The 18,886-nt window shown below is 44.6% G+C and carries 16 protein-coding genes and 1 riboswitch; of the genes, 13 read left to right on the forward strand and 3 right to left on the reverse strand.

The features are described from left to right. The first annotated feature begins 3 nt into the window (after positions 1 to 3). Positions 4 to 1,152 carry a BMP family ABC transporter substrate-binding protein gene (locus AC58UU_RS35600; protein WP_497322224.1) on the forward strand — a complete coding sequence of 383 codons (1,149 nt, stop codon included), beginning with the start codon at positions 4 to 6 and terminating at the stop codon, positions 1,150 to 1,152. A 21-nt stretch (positions 1,153 to 1,173) separates the two neighbouring features. Continuing rightward, complete coding sequence (locus AC58UU_RS35605) at positions 1,174 to 2,151, forward strand: Rieske 2Fe-2S domain-containing protein (RefSeq protein WP_497322225.1); 978 nt, start codon at positions 1,174 to 1,176, stop codon at positions 2,149 to 2,151. Between the two features lie 68 nt (positions 2,152 to 2,219). On the opposite strand, the gene AC58UU_RS35610 is transcribed toward AC58UU_RS35605, so the two are convergent. Both AC58UU_RS35610 and AC58UU_RS35615 read right to left on the reverse strand, forming a co-directional pair. Then, complete coding sequence (locus tag AC58UU_RS35610) at positions 2,220 to 2,657, reverse strand: hypothetical protein (protein WP_497322226.1); 438 nt, start codon at positions 2,655 to 2,657, stop codon at positions 2,220 to 2,222. A gap of 246 nt (positions 2,658 to 2,903) precedes the next feature. Beyond that, entirely contained in the window at positions 2,904 to 3,104 is a 201-nt protein-coding gene (locus AC58UU_RS35615) for a hypothetical protein (protein ID WP_171687688.1), read from the reverse strand. 69 nt (positions 3,105 to 3,173) lie between these two features. Here AC58UU_RS35615 and AC58UU_RS35620 point away from each other — a divergent pair, with 69 nt between their 5' ends. The 5 genes from AC58UU_RS35620 (at position 3,174) to AC58UU_RS35640 (ending at position 9,110) form a co-directional block, all read left to right on the forward strand. Then, positions 3,174 to 5,492: an ATP-binding protein gene (locus AC58UU_RS35620; RefSeq protein WP_497322227.1), complete on the forward strand. Its 2,319-nt coding sequence runs from the start codon at positions 3,174 to 3,176 to the stop codon at positions 5,490 to 5,492. Continuing rightward, on the forward strand, positions 5,489 to 6,127 hold the full coding sequence (locus AC58UU_RS35625) for a response regulator transcription factor (RefSeq protein ID WP_497322229.1): 639 nt from the start codon (positions 5,489 to 5,491) through the stop codon (positions 6,125 to 6,127). The genes AC58UU_RS35620 and AC58UU_RS35625 overlap by 4 nt, the downstream gene beginning before the upstream one ends. Before the next feature lie 8 nt (positions 6,128 to 6,135). Further along, positions 6,136 to 7,059, forward strand: a complete 924-nt coding sequence (locus AC58UU_RS35630) for a polyprenyl synthetase family protein (RefSeq protein ID WP_497322230.1) — start codon at positions 6,136 to 6,138, stop codon at positions 7,057 to 7,059. A gap of 258 nt (positions 7,060 to 7,317) precedes the next feature. Next, on the forward strand, positions 7,318 to 8,781 hold the full coding sequence (locus AC58UU_RS35635) for a catalase (protein WP_497322231.1): 1,464 nt from the start codon (positions 7,318 to 7,320) through the stop codon (positions 8,779 to 8,781). 56 nt (positions 8,782 to 8,837) lie between these two features. Beyond that, complete coding sequence (locus AC58UU_RS35640; protein WP_497322232.1) at positions 8,838 to 9,110, forward strand: Fur family transcriptional regulator; 273 nt, start codon at positions 8,838 to 8,840, stop codon at positions 9,108 to 9,110. Positions 9,111 to 9,178: 68 nt separating this feature from the next. Here the strand turns inward: AC58UU_RS35640 and AC58UU_RS35645 are convergent, their stop codons facing one another. Next, complete coding sequence (locus AC58UU_RS35645; protein ID WP_497322233.1) at positions 9,179 to 10,255, reverse strand: DctP family TRAP transporter solute-binding subunit; 1,077 nt, start codon at positions 10,253 to 10,255, stop codon at positions 9,179 to 9,181. Positions 10,256 to 10,372: 117 nt separating this feature from the next. Between AC58UU_RS35645 and AC58UU_RS35650 the strand changes: the two genes are divergently transcribed. The 6 genes from AC58UU_RS35650 (at position 10,373) to purK (ending at position 18,872) form a co-directional block, all read left to right on the forward strand. Next, positions 10,373 to 11,971 carry an ATP-binding protein gene (locus tag AC58UU_RS35650; protein WP_497322234.1) on the forward strand — a complete coding sequence of 533 codons (1,599 nt, stop codon included), beginning with the start codon at positions 10,373 to 10,375 and terminating at the stop codon, positions 11,969 to 11,971. Continuing rightward, positions 11,949 to 12,665: a response regulator gene (locus AC58UU_RS35655; protein ID WP_497322236.1), complete on the forward strand. Its 717-nt coding sequence runs from the start codon at positions 11,949 to 11,951 to the stop codon at positions 12,663 to 12,665. Before AC58UU_RS35650 ends, AC58UU_RS35655 begins: the two co-directional genes overlap by 23 nt. A gap of 130 nt (positions 12,666 to 12,795) precedes the next feature. Beyond that, positions 12,796 to 14,220 (forward strand): NAD-dependent malic enzyme, encoded by a 1,425-nt coding sequence (locus AC58UU_RS35660; RefSeq protein WP_497322264.1) that lies wholly within the window; start codon positions 12,796 to 12,798, stop codon positions 14,218 to 14,220. 34 nt (positions 14,221 to 14,254) lie between these two features. Further along, complete coding sequence (locus tag AC58UU_RS35665; RefSeq protein ID WP_497322237.1) at positions 14,255 to 15,538, forward strand: dicarboxylate/amino acid:cation symporter; 1,284 nt, start codon at positions 14,255 to 14,257, stop codon at positions 15,536 to 15,538. Positions 15,539 to 16,789: 1,251 nt separating this feature from the next. Further along, positions 16,790 to 16,891: riboswitch (purine riboswitch) on the forward strand. 317 nt (positions 16,892 to 17,208) lie between these two features. Then, positions 17,209 to 17,694 carry a 5-(carboxyamino)imidazole ribonucleotide mutase gene (gene purE / locus AC58UU_RS35670; protein WP_029198283.1) on the forward strand — a complete coding sequence of 162 codons (486 nt, stop codon included), beginning with the start codon at positions 17,209 to 17,211 and terminating at the stop codon, positions 17,692 to 17,694. Then, the gene (gene purK / locus AC58UU_RS35675; RefSeq protein WP_497322238.1) at positions 17,691 to 18,872 is read left to right on the forward strand and encodes a 5-(carboxyamino)imidazole ribonucleotide synthase; all 1,182 of its coding nucleotides are present in this window, start codon (positions 17,691 to 17,693) and stop codon (positions 18,870 to 18,872) included. The genes purE and purK overlap by 4 nt, the downstream gene beginning before the upstream one ends. The last annotated feature ends 14 nt before the right edge of the window (positions 18,873 to 18,886 follow it).

An 18,886-nucleotide genomic window follows, 5' to 3' on the forward strand; every position in this document is an offset into this window, starting at 1 on the left:
ATTATGACAAAAAAACTGATGTTCTCCTTAACAGCTATCTTACTTATGATCCTAACCGCTTGCTCTGGACAATCAACTACGACTAGCACCACGACCGCACCTAATGCATCCCCTGCTTCAACCCAAGCTGGCAACGCAACGCCGTCATCAGTGGAGAAAAAGCTGCCTAGAGTTGCCTTTGTCTATATCGGTGTTCCCGGTGATGGGGGCTGGACCTACGAGCATGATCAAGGCCGTTTAATGTTGGAAAAAGAGCTCGGCATCAAAGCGACAACGGTTGAAAATATTCCTGAAGGCCCTGATGCGGAGCGTGTTTTTGAAGAGTTAGCACAGAAGAACGATATTATTTTCGGAACGTCCTTTGGTTATATGGACCCGATGTACAATGTAGCTCAAAAGCACCCGAAGGTCACATTCCTCCACGCAACTGGTTATAAAACACTGCCTAACCTAGGGACATACATGGGGCGCGAATACCAAAGTGCTTATCTCGTTGGTATGGCGGCTGGCAAAATGACCAAGAACAATCACATGGGTTATGTCGGTGCATTCCCAATCCCAGAAGTTATTTATACCATTAATGCTTTTACCCTTGGCGCACAAAGCGTTAATCCGGACATTGATGTGTCTGTGGTCTGGAGCAATACTTGGTTCGATCCGGCGACAGAGAAGCAAGCTGCGATTTCTTTGCTGGATAAAGGCGTTGACGTTTTGGCTGCGTACCAAGATTCACCTGCAAGTATTCAAGCGGCAGCGGAACGCAAGGTTTGGGGGATCGGAAACGATTCGGATATGGGCCGATTTGCGCCGGAGACGTATATTTCTAACCCGAAATGGAACTGGGGACCTTACTATGTGCAGACAGTTAAAAGTGTCATGGATGGGACTTGGAAATCTAGCGCGTATTTCGGAAGCATGAAAGAAGGCATTACAGATATAGCTCCTCTAGGTAAAAATGTGCCAGCCGACGTTAAAGCCCTTGTTGAGAAGAAGAAGCAAGATATCTTGAACGGTACCTTCGAAGTATTCCAAGGACCTATCGTGGATCAAGATGGCAAGACACGTTTTGAACAGGGGAAAAAGATGACGGACGAAGAGATTTTGGGCACAACCTGGTTTGTTAAAGGCATTAAAGGAGTCATTCCTAAATAAGTAGGAGAGGACGTTAGGACGATGACGATACAAGATATTGCTTTGATTGACGAGTGGCATCCGGTGTTGTTGTCGTCAGATCTGCTAGAAAAACCTATACCTGTAATAGTGTTAGGTGAAAAAGTGGCTGTATTCCGTACTTCGCATGGTGTTCACGCCTTCAAGGACTTATGCATTCATCGGGGAGTACCATTATCACTGGGCAAAGTGAAGGGGGATGAACTCGTCTGTGCTTACCACGGTTGGTCCTACAACGGCTGCGGTACTTGTACGCGAATTCCGTCTCTGCCCGCTGATCGAGCGATTCCGTCTAAGGCGAAAGCGTTCGTCTACGCATGTGTAGAAGCGCACGGTTTCATCTGGGTGAGCTTAGGTACACCGGTTCATTCTCTTCCAAAAGTGAGTGCTTTTATCCCTGACGGCTTCAAAGAAGTCATTATGGGACCTTATACCCTGCAAGCTGCAGGACCTCGTATCATAGAGAACTTCCTCGACGTGTCCCACTTGATGTTTGTACATGAGGGTCTGCTAGGTGATAGTGAATTCGCTGAAATTGGGGATTATCAGGTTTACGAGGAGGGCGGTGTCCTTACTTCAGAGGAAATCGTCGTCTATCAACCCGATCCGGATGGAACGGGGCGCGGCGTACATAGCCGATACGTATACAAAGTGTTCGGTCCGCTCTGTGTTGCTTTTACCAAAAGAGATCGCGATACGGATCATATCTTCCGGTTGTTCTTGATGGTGCTGCCGGAAACGGAGCAGATGAGCAAAGCGTTCATGTTGAAGCAGAGGAACTATGCATATGAGGAACCTGACGAGGTTTTCGTTCAGTTCCAGGATCTGCTCATTGAGCAGGATCGTGAGATGGTCGAAAACCAGAAGCCAGAGCTGCTGCCGCTCGATCTTCAGGCGGAGCTGCATCTGAATACAGATCGCTTGAGCATCGCGTACCGCAAGCGGCTTCGGGAACTGGGCGTCACCTTCGGGACGGCTTAGGGGTTAAATTAAAACGCTGCGGCGCATGGGAGTAGTTCTTCTCCCCTGCGCCGCAGCGTTTTTTTGGATTATCTTTTTTTCCTATTATTCTTCATTAGCGTCATTCTTCTGGAATGGCGCAGCCAAGAATAATAGGTACGTAAGTCACGCAATTCCATGGTTTTAGACATAAATCCGAGGAAGGTGATGACAATCATTCTATGTAAGGGTTTGCCAGTTAGATCGGTTTCTTTCTCTACTTCAGTAAATTGCACGACCATTAGTAAATCATCGTCGATAACGTATACTTCTTCTTCCTTGCGGTAATACGGTGCTATTTTGCCACTCTTAAGCTTATCCCACAAGTACTTACATATATCCTCAAGCTTTGATGGTTCACCTTCCACACGAGAGATCCATCGACTATGGGCATGATGCGTGATAACGATATCGACGATCTTTTTATCAGCTAGTTCGATATAGAAGGGCTCATAGGTACTCCATCGGCTCATTATTTTATCTTTCATACCGTTGAACTCCTTTCTTCTCATCCATACAAAGAATCAAGTGTGGTTTTCCATATATATACTTATTATCATAAAGTTAACTTGTTTCGAGGGCATCACATAAATCATTTCACTGATTTCAACCTATTTTTCATTCTTGTGTAAAACATGCAAAAACATTTGCATGAAGACGAAAAAAAGGATTGCATGATTAGCGGGAGGCTAATTATACAATCCTTTTTTAATTTGGTAAAATAATACTAGAGTTTACCACCAATCACCTGCGAGTTTTACTAGATCTTTCTGCCTAGCCTCTGCTGGACGATTAAAGGTTCTAACCGCTGCGGCAGATTCTACTTTAGATAACGATAGCTCAGTTAAGAAAGGGCTTGCATCTTCGCGCAATTCGTTACGTTTTAACATGTGAACGGCTTGCTGCAATTTCGGGGTTAACTGGATGACCGGCATAGGATCACTTCTTTCTTATACGATTGGACTACACATGTATTATAGCAAATAAATGGAGGATGATGGTGGATGAGAAATAAATATGCAATAGGATTGTGTGTGTCAATTTTCATTGTATTGCAGATTTGGTGCTCGTTCATTACCTTTCATTTCCCTTATATCGGGATTTATGTCGAATTGACACCACAACAACAATGGGTGATCAAGGAGATGACTCCGGAAAGCGCGAGTGCAAAGCTAAACCTCAAGCTTGGGGATATCGTCAAGCAAGTGGATGGCAAGCTTCCTGATGAATCTCCGACCATTCAAAAATGGAAAGCGATAGAGAAAGCTCGCTCGTTACTGATTTCAAGAGACGGGCTTGAGTACGAAATAGTGGTAAACAGGAATAGCACTACCTTCTACGATATGGTTCCGTTAGTAGAGGAAGGTGTATGTCTGTTCATGGCTGTTTTGCTTTTTATGAAAATGCGCCGTTCTCCATCAGCCAAGCTGCTCGCAGCTGTTTTTCTAACCATGGCTATCATTTATATGAGTCTGGGTGCCTCTGTAAGGGGAGATGTTATTGGAAAGCTGTTGATCGCCAGCTTTATGATGGCTCTGCCGATTATCTTTTTGCATTTTTTGGTTATCTTTTTCAAGGAAAAAGGCAATATGGAATTGCCAACTCGAATTTTAAAATATTTGTATGCCGTCGTAATCATAGCATTTGCTATAAGAAGCCTATACTTTTATCCTCCGATGGCCAAGGTGTTTCGTTATGATGGCTCCGTAACCTTAGTCTTTTTCATTATTGGCTTTGTTTTCAATATGAGTGTTTTGACATTTCTGCATGCTAAAGTTCGAAAACAACAATCCTACGTGTCGAGCATTATTAAGAGTGTATGGTTGTCATTGTTGATCTCTTTTTTACCGGTCATCTGCTTCTCCTTAATTCCTCAATTAATTACGGGACAACAAATTTTAAATGGAAGGTATACAAGCGGGCTTATTTTGGTTTTCCCCATTTCATTTGCCTATTTGATTGCTTCCAATCAGTTGTATGATATTGGGCTTGTTATCAGGCGTTTTATGTTCGCTAGTTTAATGGCGATCATTCCCGTCAGCCTGTTTACAGGGGCCTACGTTTTCTTATTTGGCCAAGAAGTAGATGATAAACAAATTTTATTCATATTCATTGGTTCCATTATTCTTGTTTCGTCGGTTCTGTATGCAGCCGAGTATTGGACAACGCGGCTTGAACCGTTTTTGTTCCCAAGAAAATACGCCCTGCAATTTGCTTTGAAGAAAATTTCCAAAAACCTTGGGACCATTTCCAGTTTCCGTGAGTTGAAAGAGATTATCCTCGTGGATATTGTTGGTACACTTCAGGTGATGGGTGGAGCCATTGTGTTCCAGTATAAGAACGATACCGAGATCATTTACGAAGGGGAAATAGATACTTCAGAAGTTCAGCAGCTTGTCAACTTGTCATCCTTGCTCGATCATCCACTTTATACATGCATGGAGATGAATAGCCATGAAGAGTATACGAGTTATTTGATTATGACACGCAAAAAAACGAACACATTGCTTGCGAAGGAAGAGCGGCAGTGGCTGCAGCTAATTACAACCTATTTGGAAGTTAGCTTGGAAAATGTCCACTTGATCCGCAAGTTAACAGCCAGGTTGCACCAATTTGCTTCCCAGCTTCCTAGTGAAAACGCAGCGCAGGATATTCAATGGTTTCGTAAGGTGATGTTTGAACTTCAGGAAGAGGAACGAATTCGGATTGCTAGCGATCTTCATGATACAACGATGCAGGATCTTTTCTTTCTCAAAAGAAGAATATCCACGCTCGCAGATAAGTCAACGATGCATCAAGAAGATCAGGTACAATTGAAAAACATGAATAATTTTGTGGAAATGATTAATGCCAGCCTTCGCCAAAGCTGCTTTGAGTTAAATCCCCATTTGCTAAAAGAGGTCGGTCTGATTCAAACGCTGAAGATGTACTTGGAAAAGGAGTCATATACAACGCCATTTGAGCTTGAATTTCTAACAGGTCATGCTGCTGTCATCGAAACTAAAGATTTGCTTACGAAACGGCATATATTCCGAATCGTCCAAGAGCTGCTTAATAATGCAAAAAAACATTCGCAGGCTTCCAAAGTTAAGTTCCATATCATGGAAAGAGATTTTCGTTTCTGGTTAATTTATGAGGATAACGGAGTGGGATTTCATGACAGAGACGAAGTTCACCTGGAGATTGGCGCATCAGGCATGGGGATCGAACAAATGAGAAGCAGAGTCTTGCACGTGGGTGGACACTTTGAGCTCAACACACAAAAAGGAAACGGAACGAAGTTTATCATTACGATACCCATCGAGGAGGTGATTTCAGCATGATTGAAGTCGTTAAGACATTGGTTGTCGACGATCATCCTTTATTTGCACGTGCGACCAAATCTTTGTTAGAAGAGATCGATGGGATTGAAGTTATCGGCGTTGTCTCTAATGCCAAACAATGCTTGGAACAAGTGGAGCTGCATGAACCTGGTCTCGTATTTCTAGATTATCAACTTCCTGATCTATCTGGCACAGAAGTCGCTGCTCAGTTAAAGGACATTTATCCGAATATGCATATTGTTATTTTTACGGGAATCGATGTGACGGGTATCTTAAATAAATTAATCGAAATCAAAGTAAGCGGCGTTCTATCGAAGGAGTCGAGCGAACGAACAATTAAAAATATGGTGAATTGTATTTTGGATGGCCACACGATGCTGCCGTTATCATTCTTTCACCAGATGCAAATAAGTGGAGAATATACGAAGGATGACTGTGTGTTACAAGAGGAAGAAGTACTCATGATGAACATGTTGGTAAAGGGAGCGACTCACGATCAAATTGCGGAACGCATCTTTATGAGTAAGCGAACTGTCGATAATTATTTACGCAAGATTTACGACAAATGGGGCGCTAAATCAAGAACAGAAGCCCTAGAAAAGTTTATTAAAAGCAAATATTACACGCAAACTTAGGGGAGGAAATGATGCAGGACATCCAGCAGCATATGCATCGTGTTATTGATGACTATATTTATGTAGAAGATTTAAATACTCTGCTTAAATCTTTTATAGATGACAAAGAAAAGGAAAACTGTACATGGTCTAAGATCACGATTTGCACGCACATGATGTTAGGAGGAGACTCGCCGCACATTCATCGACTTGCTGCGGTGACGGAACTGGTCATTCTCACTTTGGACATTATGGATGATTTGCAGGATCAAGATCAAGGGAGTAAGCCATGGATGCAATGTCCACAAGCCATTACGTTGAATGCTGTTATGGCGCTGTTCATGGGAGTTATAGGTGAATTGGGGCACTTGCAGGTCAAAGATAAGATGCTAGTCGAGGTAAGTAAGATCATTTCGAGATCGATTAATGGCCAACAAAAAGATGTAACCAATACAATATCAACCATAGATGACTATCTGATGATGACGCAAGAGAAATCAGGTTCCTTATATCGGCTTGCCTGTTTCTTGGGCTATTCCTCTTTAGAATGCTCGGAAGAAACGATTGAACAGATTCATCAATTAGCTGACTGTATCGGCCTTATTCATCAAATTCAAAATGATATGAGAGATCTTATTCGGTTTGATGTGAAAAACGATTTGATTGGAAGGAAACGAACGCTTCCTGTGTTGTATTTACTTTCCATTGAAGATACGGCATTCAGCCAATTGAAGGCCTATTATGAGGGTGAAATTACCATAGATTTCCTTTTGGAAGAGAAAGAGGATTTTTTGCAAATGATTCATGATTCCGGATGTATGGAATATGCGCGAATTGTCCAATCTGTTTGCATTCAAAAGGCGGAAGAGATTTATGAGAATTTGCAAGCTATCTCTCCTTGGAAAGAAGGGTTTAAGCAAATGACGTACCAGGATTTTCTGGATGCGGACTAGGTGGTCAAACGCACGCTTTTCATGTATTTACTGATGGGGGAGTAGTGTGGACAATTGGTTCTTTGGCTTAAATGGTTTTGAAGGCTGTTAAGTTCCCCGCATGCGCGGTGGGACTTAATGGCCTTTTTTCAACTTCTTAGAAAAGAAAGTCTTATTGACAACTCTTCTCAATTAAAATAAAATAGATATTACATAATAATTATTCTAAATAAGTCATGTGCTATTTTATCACAATTTTACTTACGAAGGAGAATGCAGATGTCCCATAACCACTTAACAACGAACCAGGGTGCGCCTGTAGGCGATAACCAGAACTCACGGACAGCAGGCCAGAATGGCCCGACGCTTTTGGAGGATTACCACTTATTAGAGAAGATCGCTCATTTCGATCGGGAACGTATTCCGGAACGTGTGGTTCATGCGCGTGGAGCGGGAGCTTTTGGGACCTTTACGGTTGAAAATTCGATGAAACGATATACGAAAGCGGGCTTTCTAGCTGAAGCGGGTAAAGAAACGGCGGTATTCGTACGCTTTTCCACTGTTATTCATGGTCAAGGGTCACCTGAAACAGCACGGGATCCGCGTGGTTTCGCGGTTAAATTTTATACAGAAGAAGGCAATTACGATCTAGTCGGCAATAATCTGCCTGTTTTCTTTATCCGCGACGCAATGAAATTTCCTGATATGGTTCACTCTTTGAAGCCAGCGCCTGACACGAATGTTCAGACACCCGACCGCTATTGGGATTTCATGTCACTGACACCGGAATCGACGCATATGCTGACTTGGGTATTCTCGGACTATGGCACACCAGCGAATTACCGTGAAATGAATGGTTTCGGTGTTCATGCGTTTAAATGGATTAATTCCGTAGGGAATTATGTGTATGTGAAATATCACTGGAAACCGCATCAAGGCGTTCGCAATTTGAGCAAAGCCGAAGCATCAGCCATTCAGGGCGAGGATTTCAGCCATGCGACAAGAGATTTGTACGACCACATCGATCGCGGCGAATTCCCGAAATGGGATTTGCATGTGCAGCTGCTGCAGCCTGAGGATTTGGATTCTTATGATTTTGATCCGCTGGATCCAACAAAAGTGTGGCCAGAAGATCTGATACCTTTGCAAAAAGTAGGTACGATGACGTTAAACCGCAACGCACAGAACTTTTTTGCTGATGTGGAGCAAGCAGCTTTTGCGCCAAGTGTGTTGGTATCAGGGATCGAGCCTTCGGAAGATAAGCTGCTGCAAGGACGGCTTTTCTCCTACCCAGATACACAAAGACACCGACTCGGTGCCAACTACCTGCAAATTCCGGTGAACTGCCCTTATGCAACCGTGCAAAATAACCAGCGCGATGGCGCTATGCAAATGAAGCAGCAGCCTGGCAGTGTGAATTATGAGCCGACTCGTCATGCCGATGCACCGAAAGAAGCGCCTGAATTCCGCGACAGCAGCGCTCCGCTGGGCGGATCAGTTGTGAGACAAAAAATCGCGAAAACAAATGATTTCGCACAAGCCGGAGACACATTCCGCAGCTTCAGCGAGCAGGAGCAAGCGAATTTCATTTCGAATCTAGTAGGTGATCTCTCGTCTGTTCACGAGAAATCGAAGCTGCTGGCGATCTGTAATTTCTACAGAGCCGATAAAGGGCTTGGAGAAAGCTTGGCAGCAGGCTTGAACGTAGATATTTCAGGTTACTTACAACATTTGAACCGCTAATGGTCATCATAAATAAATAATATAAATGCCAATAAATCGAAGAGGAGGTTCCCATCATGGTACAACATGATCTGAATCAAGCGCTGCAGCTGATGCGCGCCAAAAACATACCTTTAACACCGCAGCGGTGTGCAATACTTACGTTTCTATATGAGCAGGGCAGTTACACAACGGTCAAAGATATTTGTGAAGCATTGATTGTTAAATATCCTCATATGAATGCGATGACGGTTAATAGCAGCTTGCATGTATTTAAACAGCTTGGTTTAGTTAATGAATTGCCTGTTATCGGTGCCTCCTTACGATATGAAGCGGCAATTTGTTCATAAATAATAGGTAAGGCGCTGCAGTATGAGTAGAGATAAGATTGTCTCTTCTCACGCTGCAGCGCCTTTTTCTAGTATAATCCCGATTGCTTTTTAGTGCTTTCGCGTCTGAGTTCGTTTACGGCATCCATAAGCTCTTTACTGAGATAGGATTGAGCTTCTTGATAGACAGGTTCAAGCGCCTGCTGCCATTCATCCCGTTCCTCATTGGTCAGGAGGTGAACGTTCATCTGCCCAATCCGCTGTAACTCGTTCCATTGTTTACGGTTGATCTCGATCGCATTTTGATTCGCCCAAATCGTTGTTTCCTGCATGGCATCATTGATCGTTTTTTGCTGTTCGGCGGATAGTTTCTCCCAAAATACTTTATTCATTAGCACGCCATAACCTAGATAAGCATGATTACTTATGGTTAGATATTTTTGGACTTGATACATCTTTTTAGAGTAGATGTTCGAAATCGTATTCTCCCCACCGTCTACCTGACCGGACTCCATACTGCGATAAACTTGGTTAAAGGGAATAGGGAATGTCTTCACATTCAGCTTACGAAATTGGGATTCAATGACTTTGCTTGGAAGAATCCGAAACTTCAAATCCCGAAAATCTTCCGGATGAGCAAGAGTACCGCGATTAGACGTCATTTGCTTAAAGCCATTGGCCCAAAAACCGAGACCAACGATGCCCTTTAGTTCTAATTTACGCATTAAAATGTTCCCGATCTTGCCTTGAAAAGCTTTTGCTACATCCTCATCGTTTTGAAAAACGAAGGGGAGATCCATGGCCATCCATTCAGGAACGACCTCGGATATATTAGAGAAACTCGGCGCAATCATTTGAATGCTGCCCTTCTGCAAAGCGGCGACTTCATCGGCTTCATTGTACAGAGTACTGTTCGGAAATAGTTCTACTTTGATGGTGTCGTTAGTCTTTTCTTTGACTAGTTGGGCGAACTTTTGAGCCGCTAATCCTTTGGGTGTATTCTCCGCTACACTAAAGCTGAATCGAATGACCGTTTGTCGGCCGAGTCCGATCTGCTCATCATCACCCGCGAGCGGCCCGTTATTAAATTGCCAGGAGAAACCGAATCCCAACGCAGTCAGGAGTCCGATTAAAAGAAACATAGTGATACCGACAAACGTTTTCATACGGACCCCCAGCTGTTTTATATCGTAAATTCAGTGTAACATAATGTAGGAGGATCTTAGAAATAAACGGAAAGCTAGAAAGTGAGTGATCAGGTTTTGAAGATCAAGGGTCTTCGCATGAATTGGAAAATTACGATCCTGTCGTTCGGTATCGTATTATTTGCGATATGTATCGGCGGTATCATTTTAATAGGCCGTGTGATTCACTTACAGGAACAAGAGCTTGGACAGAGACTGCTTGTAACTGCGCGCACGGTTACCCAATTGCCTTCTATCATCAGCGGGTTAACCGAACAGAACAAAAGGCAGGAAATTAATCCGATCACTGAACGTCTACGGATTATTAATGACGTTGATTATATTGTTGTTATGGACATGAACGGCATTCGTTGGTCACACCCGTCATCCTCCCGGATCGGGGAGCTTTCGCAGGGGGAGGACGAGCATGCTGCCTTTGCTGAGCATACGTATCTTTCCAGGGCAAAAGGAGAACAAGGGACAGCGCTTAGAGCCTTCGTACCTGTCATGAATGAGCAGCACGAACAGGTAGGAGTCGTACTGGCGGGGAAGCTGGTGCCGGGAATAACCGGTATCATTCTCGACATGCGGGGGCAAATTTATGTGACGGTATTTTTGTCTTTGCTCTTTGGTATTTTGGGTTCGTGGATGCTCTCTAGGCACATTAAGGAGCAGATGTTTCGTTTAGAGCCTGCTGAGATCGCGCAGCTGCTCGTTGAACGAACGGCTACTTTCAATGCGATGCATGAAGGCGTTATTGCCATAGACAGCCGTGAAAACATTACGGTTTTTAACGATAACGCCAAAAAAATGCTTCAAGTCGAAGGGGAAGTACTCGGACGCCATATTCGGGAAGTGCTGCCAGATACGAGACTTCCAGAAATATTACAGCTCAATCATGCTATTTACAACCAAGAGCTTCATGTTGGTCCAGCTCATATTTTGAGTAATCGGGTTCCTATTAAAGTAGGCCATCAAACGGTTGGCGCAGTAGCTATTTTTCGGGATCGCTCTGAGGTGACGAAAATCGCTGAAGAGTTGACCGGAGTAAGGGCATTTGTTGATGCGCTTCGTGTGCAGAATCATGAATATATGAACAAGCTGCACACCATCGGTGGTTTGATCCAACTTGATCATAAGCAGAAAGCGCTGGACTATTTGTTCGAAACTGTGGAAGCACAATCCGAGCTTAGCAGCTTTGTCTCGAGCAAAATCACTAATGAGAGCGCTGCTGGCTTACTTTTGGGGAAAATCAGCCGCGGCAGAGAGTTGGGCGTTGACGTTCGTTTGGACCGAGCAAGCAGGTTGATACGATTTCCAGATAATTTGGATCAGCACGACATTGTGGTCATCTTAGGGAATCTGATTGAGAATGCGTTTGATGCCCTGAAGCAGAAGGAAGGCAAGAAAGAGGTTTTTATCAGCATTGAACAGGATGATGACATATTATCAATTTTGGTTGAGGATAATGGAAAAGGCATGAGTGAGGAAACCAAACAACGGATGTTTGAGCGAGGCTTCTCCACAAATGTAGGCGAAAGCAGGGGCATTGGTTTGTATTTAATCCATAATATTGTGAATAAATGCGGGGCCGATTTAAAAGTGGAGTCCACGGTTGGTGTGGGGACGAGCTTTATTCTCACATTCCCCATGCACACAAGAGAGGAAGAAACTCATGTACAGAGTCGTACTGATTGAGGACGATCCGATGGTTCTTGAAGTGAATAGGCAATTTGTTGAGAGGGTTTCCGGCTTTGAAATTATAGGGACAGCGTCCAATGGCATAGATGGTATCGAGAGAGTTCGTGATTTGAAGCCAGACCTCGTTATTCTTGATATTTATATGCCGGGGCAAAATGGAACCGAATTGCTGCAGCAGATTCGAAATGAACAGTTGAATACAGATGCGATTGTAATTACGGCCGCTAATGACATTCCAACGATCCAGCGGATGCTTCATCAGGGAGCAGTGGACTATATTATGAAGCCTTTTAAGTTTGAGCGGGTCCGAGAGGCGCTGGAAAATTACCGAATGATGAAGAGTAGATTAGGTAAAGAATCTACACTATCACAAGTTGAATTGGATCAATTATTACACGGTAACAACGGGGGAGAACCGATTCCTGAATCACCTACGTTCAGTGTGCAAATGGATTTGCCTAAAGGTCTGCAAGCACTGACGATGAAACAAGTCATGCTGTTTCTGATGCAGCAGCACAAATCGTTATCCGCTGAAGAAGTAGCCGAGGGCGTAGGACTGGCAAGGGTTACGGCACGTAGGTATCTGGACTTTCTCGAGAAGAATAAGCAGGTGAAGTTAGACCTTGAATATGGCGGGATTGGGCGCCCGATTAATAGGTATGTATGGATGGCAGAGGATAGAAGATCATAAGTCAAAGTGAAGACCAAAAAGACCATAAGTACCAATATGGTCAAATTCTTCACGCCTTCTTTTGAAAGCGGTATCATGAAAACAGAAATAGATGATACAACAAAGTCTAATATCGCTTGAGGTGAAGAACGTGTCAATCCCATCGGGAGTTAATACAAGTATTATTTTGAGATTAGAATTGGATAAGAATACCGCGTCGTTCGGCAGTGTGGCTACAGCCATTAGTGATGCAGGTGGAGATATTATAGCCATTGACGTCGTTAGAACGGATAAAAACATCACGGTTCGGGATATCACGATCAATGTATACGATAACAAGCATACGGAATTGATTGCTGCAGCCATCCGCAAATTAGCGGGAGTGAAAATCGTTCATGTTTCGGATCAAACGTTTCTGCTTCATTTGGGCGGGAAAATTGAAATGAGTCCCAAGTATCCCATTAAAAATCGAGATGACCTCTCCAGGGTGTATACACCGGGTGTTGCCAAGGTGTGCATGGCGATCCACGAAAAGCCGTCGCTTGCCCATACGCTCACCATCAAACGCAACACGGTCGCGGTCATATCGGATGGAACTGCCGTACTTGGTCTAGGTAATATTGGACCTGAAGCAGCAATGCCTGTAATGGAAGGAAAGGCGATGTTATTTAAGCAGTTAGCTGGCGTCGATGCATTCCCAATATGTCTGGCTACACAGGATACAGATGAAATTGTAAATATTGTGAAAGCGCTATCGCCAACTTTTGGCGGAATCAATCTAGAAGATATATCTGCACCTAGATGCTTTGAGATTGAACAGCGGCTTATCGAGGAACTAGATATTCCCGTTTTTCATGATGACCAGCATGGTACAGCAGTGGTGCTTTTGGCGGGGTTGTTTAATGCCGTTAAGATCGTAGGCAAGAAACTTGAGGATTGCAAAGTCGTGCTTTGCGGCGTTGGAGCGGCAGGAACGGCTTGCACCAAAATGCTGATGGCTGCAGGAGTTCGAAATATCATCGGTGTCGATCGACAGGGTGCTATCACGCGTAATGGCGTTTACGATAATCCGTTTTGGCAGTGGTACGCGGAACATACGAATCCGAAGCAGATAGAAGGATCACTCACGGATGTTATTGAAGGGGCAGATATTTTTATTGGCGTATCGGGTCCAGGTGTACTTAAAAGAGAAGACGTCGCCAAGATGGCGGAAAATCCGATCGTCTTTGCGATGGCAAACCCGACGCCAGAAATTCTCCCAGAAGAGGCAGAGCCTTATGTGCGGGTTATGGCTACTGGCCGTTCGGACTACCCGAACCAAATCAACAATGTGCTGTGCTTCCCAGGATTGTTCCGGGGATTACTGGATTGCAGGGCATCCAGAGTGACTGAGAATATGAAGCTTGCAGCAGCCAAGGCGATTGCATCGGTTGTTCAAGAAGATGAGTTGAATGAGTATTACATTATTCCAAGTGTGTTTAATCAATCAGTCGCGGAACGAGTGCGAGATGCGGTTATAGAAGCAGCATATGAAGACGGGGTCGCAAGAAGACGCAAAGAGAAAGTCCAAGCCTAGCTTAGATAGAGATGAAGGAGGAGTTATGATGATAATGAAACTTAGAAAAAACCTAACACTGCAGGTACTGTTAGCGATTGTGCTCGGGATTGCGCTCGGTCAGTTTTTCCCTCACCAGGGGGAAAGCTTAAAAGTTCTTTCCGATGTGTTCGTGAAAATGATCAAGATGGTCATCGCTCCAATTGTTTTCTTTACCATTGTAATCGGGATCTCTGGTATGGGGGATATGAAAAAAGTAGGTCGAATCGGCGGCAAGGCGCTTCTGTACTTTGAAATTATTACTACGTTTGCAATGGTTATCGGGGTAGCTGTCATGTACATCATTCGCCCTGGCGCAGGAATGAGCACGGCTGGTGTGAAGGCCGCAGATGTTGCAAAGTATACGAAAGACGCGGCAGCAAGCAGTCACGGCTTTGTCGATTTCCTTACAAGTATCGTTCCGGATAATGTGATGGCTGCATTCTCCAAAGGTGATATGCTGCCGGTTCTATTCTTCTCTATCTTGTTTGGCCTCGCGATGGCTGGTCTTGGGGACAGAGTGAAACCCGTTACGAATTTCCTAGAGAAAATGAATGAAATTTTCTTCCGCATTGTAGGAATCATCATGAAATTCTCACCAATTGCTGCTTTTGGTGCGATGTCTTATACAATCGGCAAGTTCGGCGTTCATTCTTTGTTTTCTCTCGGCAAAATGATGGGGTCCGTCTATGTGACCATGGCGCTGTTCATCTTTATTGTGCTCGGATCCATTTGTAGAATGTATGGGTTTAGCTTAATTAAGCTCTTGAAATTCATTAAAGAAGAGCTGCTGCTTGTATTAGGAACATCATCATCCGAATCCGCATTGCCGCGCGTTATGGAAAAGCTGGAGAAGTTCGGCGCATCCAAGCCGGTCGTAGGTCTCGTTGTTCCCACTGGTTATTCGTTCAACCTTGACGGTACATCGATCTACTTATCTATGGCAGGGTTATTCATTGCACAAGCCTATGGTGTAGAACTAAATTGGATTCAGGTACTGACCTTCATGGGCGTACTGATGCTAACTTCGAAAGGTGCTGCGGGTATTACCGGATCTGGCTTCGTCACACTGGCGGCTACACTAGCCGCAATTCCGAACAATGTCATTCCCATTGAAGGCATGGCGCTTCTGATTGGGGTAGACCGGTTCATGTCCGAAGCGAGAGCAATTACGAACATCATTGGTAATAGCGTAGCGACAATTGTCATTGCGAAGAGTGAAAATCAGTTTAATCCAAATCCAGAGGAAACGGATATGTCTCTGCAAACGGGGTCTGTGAAAGAAGTTTCTGCTGTGTAGTGTGAATTGGCTAAAAGAGGGGTATTCCATTTATTGGAATGCCCTCTTTTTTATGCAAATAAGAATTGTGCCTCCTCATAACGAGTACAAGGGAGAGAGGCGGGATTTCGGCAGTAATTGTTGCACTTTTATACGAAAAAAAACGTAAGAGCACATTATTTTCATTCTTGGGGGGGCGTCGTAGCGTCATGATTGTTTTTACAACATACTTCAACTAAGGAGCACATCTCCATCTCATGGCCCAACCAGACAAGCTGCATCCACAGTTCTTCTATCCGTTTCCTAAATTCAACCCGCAACTGGCATCATTAGATTTTAGCGGAACGTAGAAGCCTTATTTTGCGCAAAACCGCGTATTTCACGTTTTCGCGGAACGAGGAGCCTCTATTTCCCGCTTTCGAGGTGTTAAAATCGGAAAACCGCCAAAATAGCGCCCCCACGTTCCGCGTACCGATCCGGAATCGGCATAATCACCGAAATAGAGGCTCCTCGTTCCCTACGATCCGCAGATAAGCAGCTTATATGTCCGAAGTCACTCCACAGAGCTGAATTCGACCAGCTGTTTATCAGTATTTGAATAGAATACTATTTTACCTGCCTCGCACCGAACTTTTCTGCTATACACTCCGATAACGGAGCACATCATATGGTTACTGCGGGTCAAACATTAATGTTCACCCACCAGTGAACCTATTCTTGATTATCTACCTGCCCTCACACTCAACTTTTATACGAAAAAAAACGTAAGAACACATTATTTTCATTCTTGGGGGTGGCGTCGTAGGCGTCATGATTGTTTTTACAACATTATTCAACCGCAAATAGGGATTCATGCATCCAGTAACCTCAACCCAGCATAGATGACGATTGACCCGAATTAAGACACCTTCAAGTGGAGAAAGAACGGGTGAATGAATCGACGGTCGCTGTTGTACAAGAATTTGGCCTTTCAAACAATCTCACCCATTGGAGGTGTAAGCCGTTATTTAGTGCGTTGAGCTTTAAATAAAGGGTCTTGTCGAAAAATATTAGCATAATAAACGTCTGCTTATCGAGAGTATTTATTGCTAACAAATCGGGTCTCAGGAGATGATGAGAATCTCATCTGAGGTCGCAAACCGTTTAAAAGATAGAAAATGCACCAAAAAGCGAACTATCCAAAAGAATTAGACGAAAATTGTTCGTTTTTTGAAATTGACATCGCACGTTAGTTGGTAGTAAACTAGGGAAGCGGGAAATGAAGCCGCACTAATTGAAAATGTCGAATCAACTCGTATAAAATCAGGGATAAGGCCTGAAAGTTTCTACCCAAAAACCATGAATTTTTGGACTACGAGGAAGCGAATGAGGGAAACCATAGGAAGACGATGGTCTTTTTGCATTCGGTTCTTTTGCTGTCCAGCGGATAGAATCATGTATTCTAGCTCTGGGCGTTTTTTGGGTTTAAGGGCATGATAGTATAGTAATTATTTAAAATGAAAGTTTTAAAAGTTAGCTTTCAGAACCGAGAAGGTTGGACGAAAGGTGGAGAAGGAGGAACGGAGCGTAGCTGGCTACGTGAGTACCGGACTTCCCAGGTTTCGTTCAAGATTCGATGTCGAGATACATCATCGCATAATCTTCGTTATCAAAGTTGATTTTTAAAATTACAATATGAGAGTAGGTTTATGATGACGGTACGTGTTGGTGTCATAATGGGAAGCCAGTCGGATTGGGAAACGATGAAGCACGCATGCGACATGCTGGAAGAGCTGGGAGTGCCTTATGAGAAAAAGGTGGTTTCTGCGCATAGAACGCCGGACCTTATGTTCGAATATGCAGCTTCGGCGGCAGGCCGCGGCATTCAAGTGATTATTGCCGGAGCAGGAGGGGCGGCGCATCTACCAGGGATGGTAGCAGCCAAAACGGAGCTTCCGGTTATTGGTGTTCCAGTCAAAACGTCCACGCTGAACGGACTTGATTCCTTGCTCTCGATCGTACAAATGCCAGGCGGCATTCCCGTCGCGACGGTGGCAATCGGACATGCGGGCGCAACGAATGCTGGCCTCTTGGCAGCGCAAATTCTGGGCGCATTCGAGCCGGAGCTGCAAGCGAAGGTCAGAGCGCGTCGCGAGCGAATTGCTCAGACCGTGATTGAAAGCAGTGACCTGTTATGAGTGAAGCATCAAACTTAAGCGATAAGGTCATCAAGCCAGGCGGCACCATCGGCATCTTGGGCGGTGGGCAGCTAGGCCGAATGCTGGCCTTGGCCGGACGCAACATGGGGTATCGCTTCGTGACGCTCGACCCTACGGATGATGCGCCTTGCGGTCAAGTCGCGGATGAGCAAATTCAGGCGGACTTTGACGATGTTGAAGCAGCGAGGAAGCTCGCAGCCCTATCGGACGTCATCACCTACGAATTCGAGAACGTCGATGCACATGTAACCAACATATTAATGAATGAGTCCTATGTTCCTCAAGGGAGTGAGCTTTTATACACGACCCAGCATCGTCTGCGTGAAAAGAGAGCGATTGAAGCAGCGGGCGTACCTGTGGCTCCATATGCTGAAATCAAGAGCGCTGCGGAACTAAAAGAAGCGGTAATACGTTTCGGGACACCGTGCGTGCTCAAAACAGCAACCGGCGGCTACGATGGCAAAGGGCAATGGGTTCTTCGCTCGCTGGACGAGGTGGAGGAAGCTTACGAAACGCTCAGCCGCGCCAAAACAGAGCTGGTTCTCGAACAATTCATTCATTTTGACAAAGAATTATCCGTGATTGCGGCAAGAAGTCCACGCGGCGAGGTAAAGGCTTTTCCCGCTGCTGAAAATATACATGTACATAACATCCTGCATCAATCGATCGTTCCCGCGCGAATCCCTGCTCAGGTGCAAAAGGAAGCTGAAGAGCTTGCTGTACGCATCGCAGAATCGCTTGGTGTGATTGGTTTGATCGCAGTGGAGTTATTCCTGACGAAGGATGGACAGCTTTACGTTAATGAGCTTGCGCCACGCCCGCACAATTCAGGTCATTACACGATGGAAGCCTGCCGGACTTCACAGTTCGAGCAGCATGTTCGCGCGATTTGCAACCTGCCGCTTGGTTCTACCGAGCTGTTGTCCCCGGTTGTGATGGTCAATTTGCTTGGTGAGCATGTTGAACCGCTGCAAGAACTGATCGACCGACCCGATTTCCTGGAACACAGTGAATTAGGCGTTTCCGCGAAGGTTCATCTATATGGCAAGAAAGAAGCGAAAGAAAAACGTAAGATGGGACACATCAATCTCCTTACAAGCGACGTAGCGAAAGCACTGACTTGGATAGAACAGACAAGCATTTGGGAAAGTAAGTAAAAGAACTCATTGGA

Source organism: Paenibacillus sp. JT22N1 (assembly GCF_059692155.1).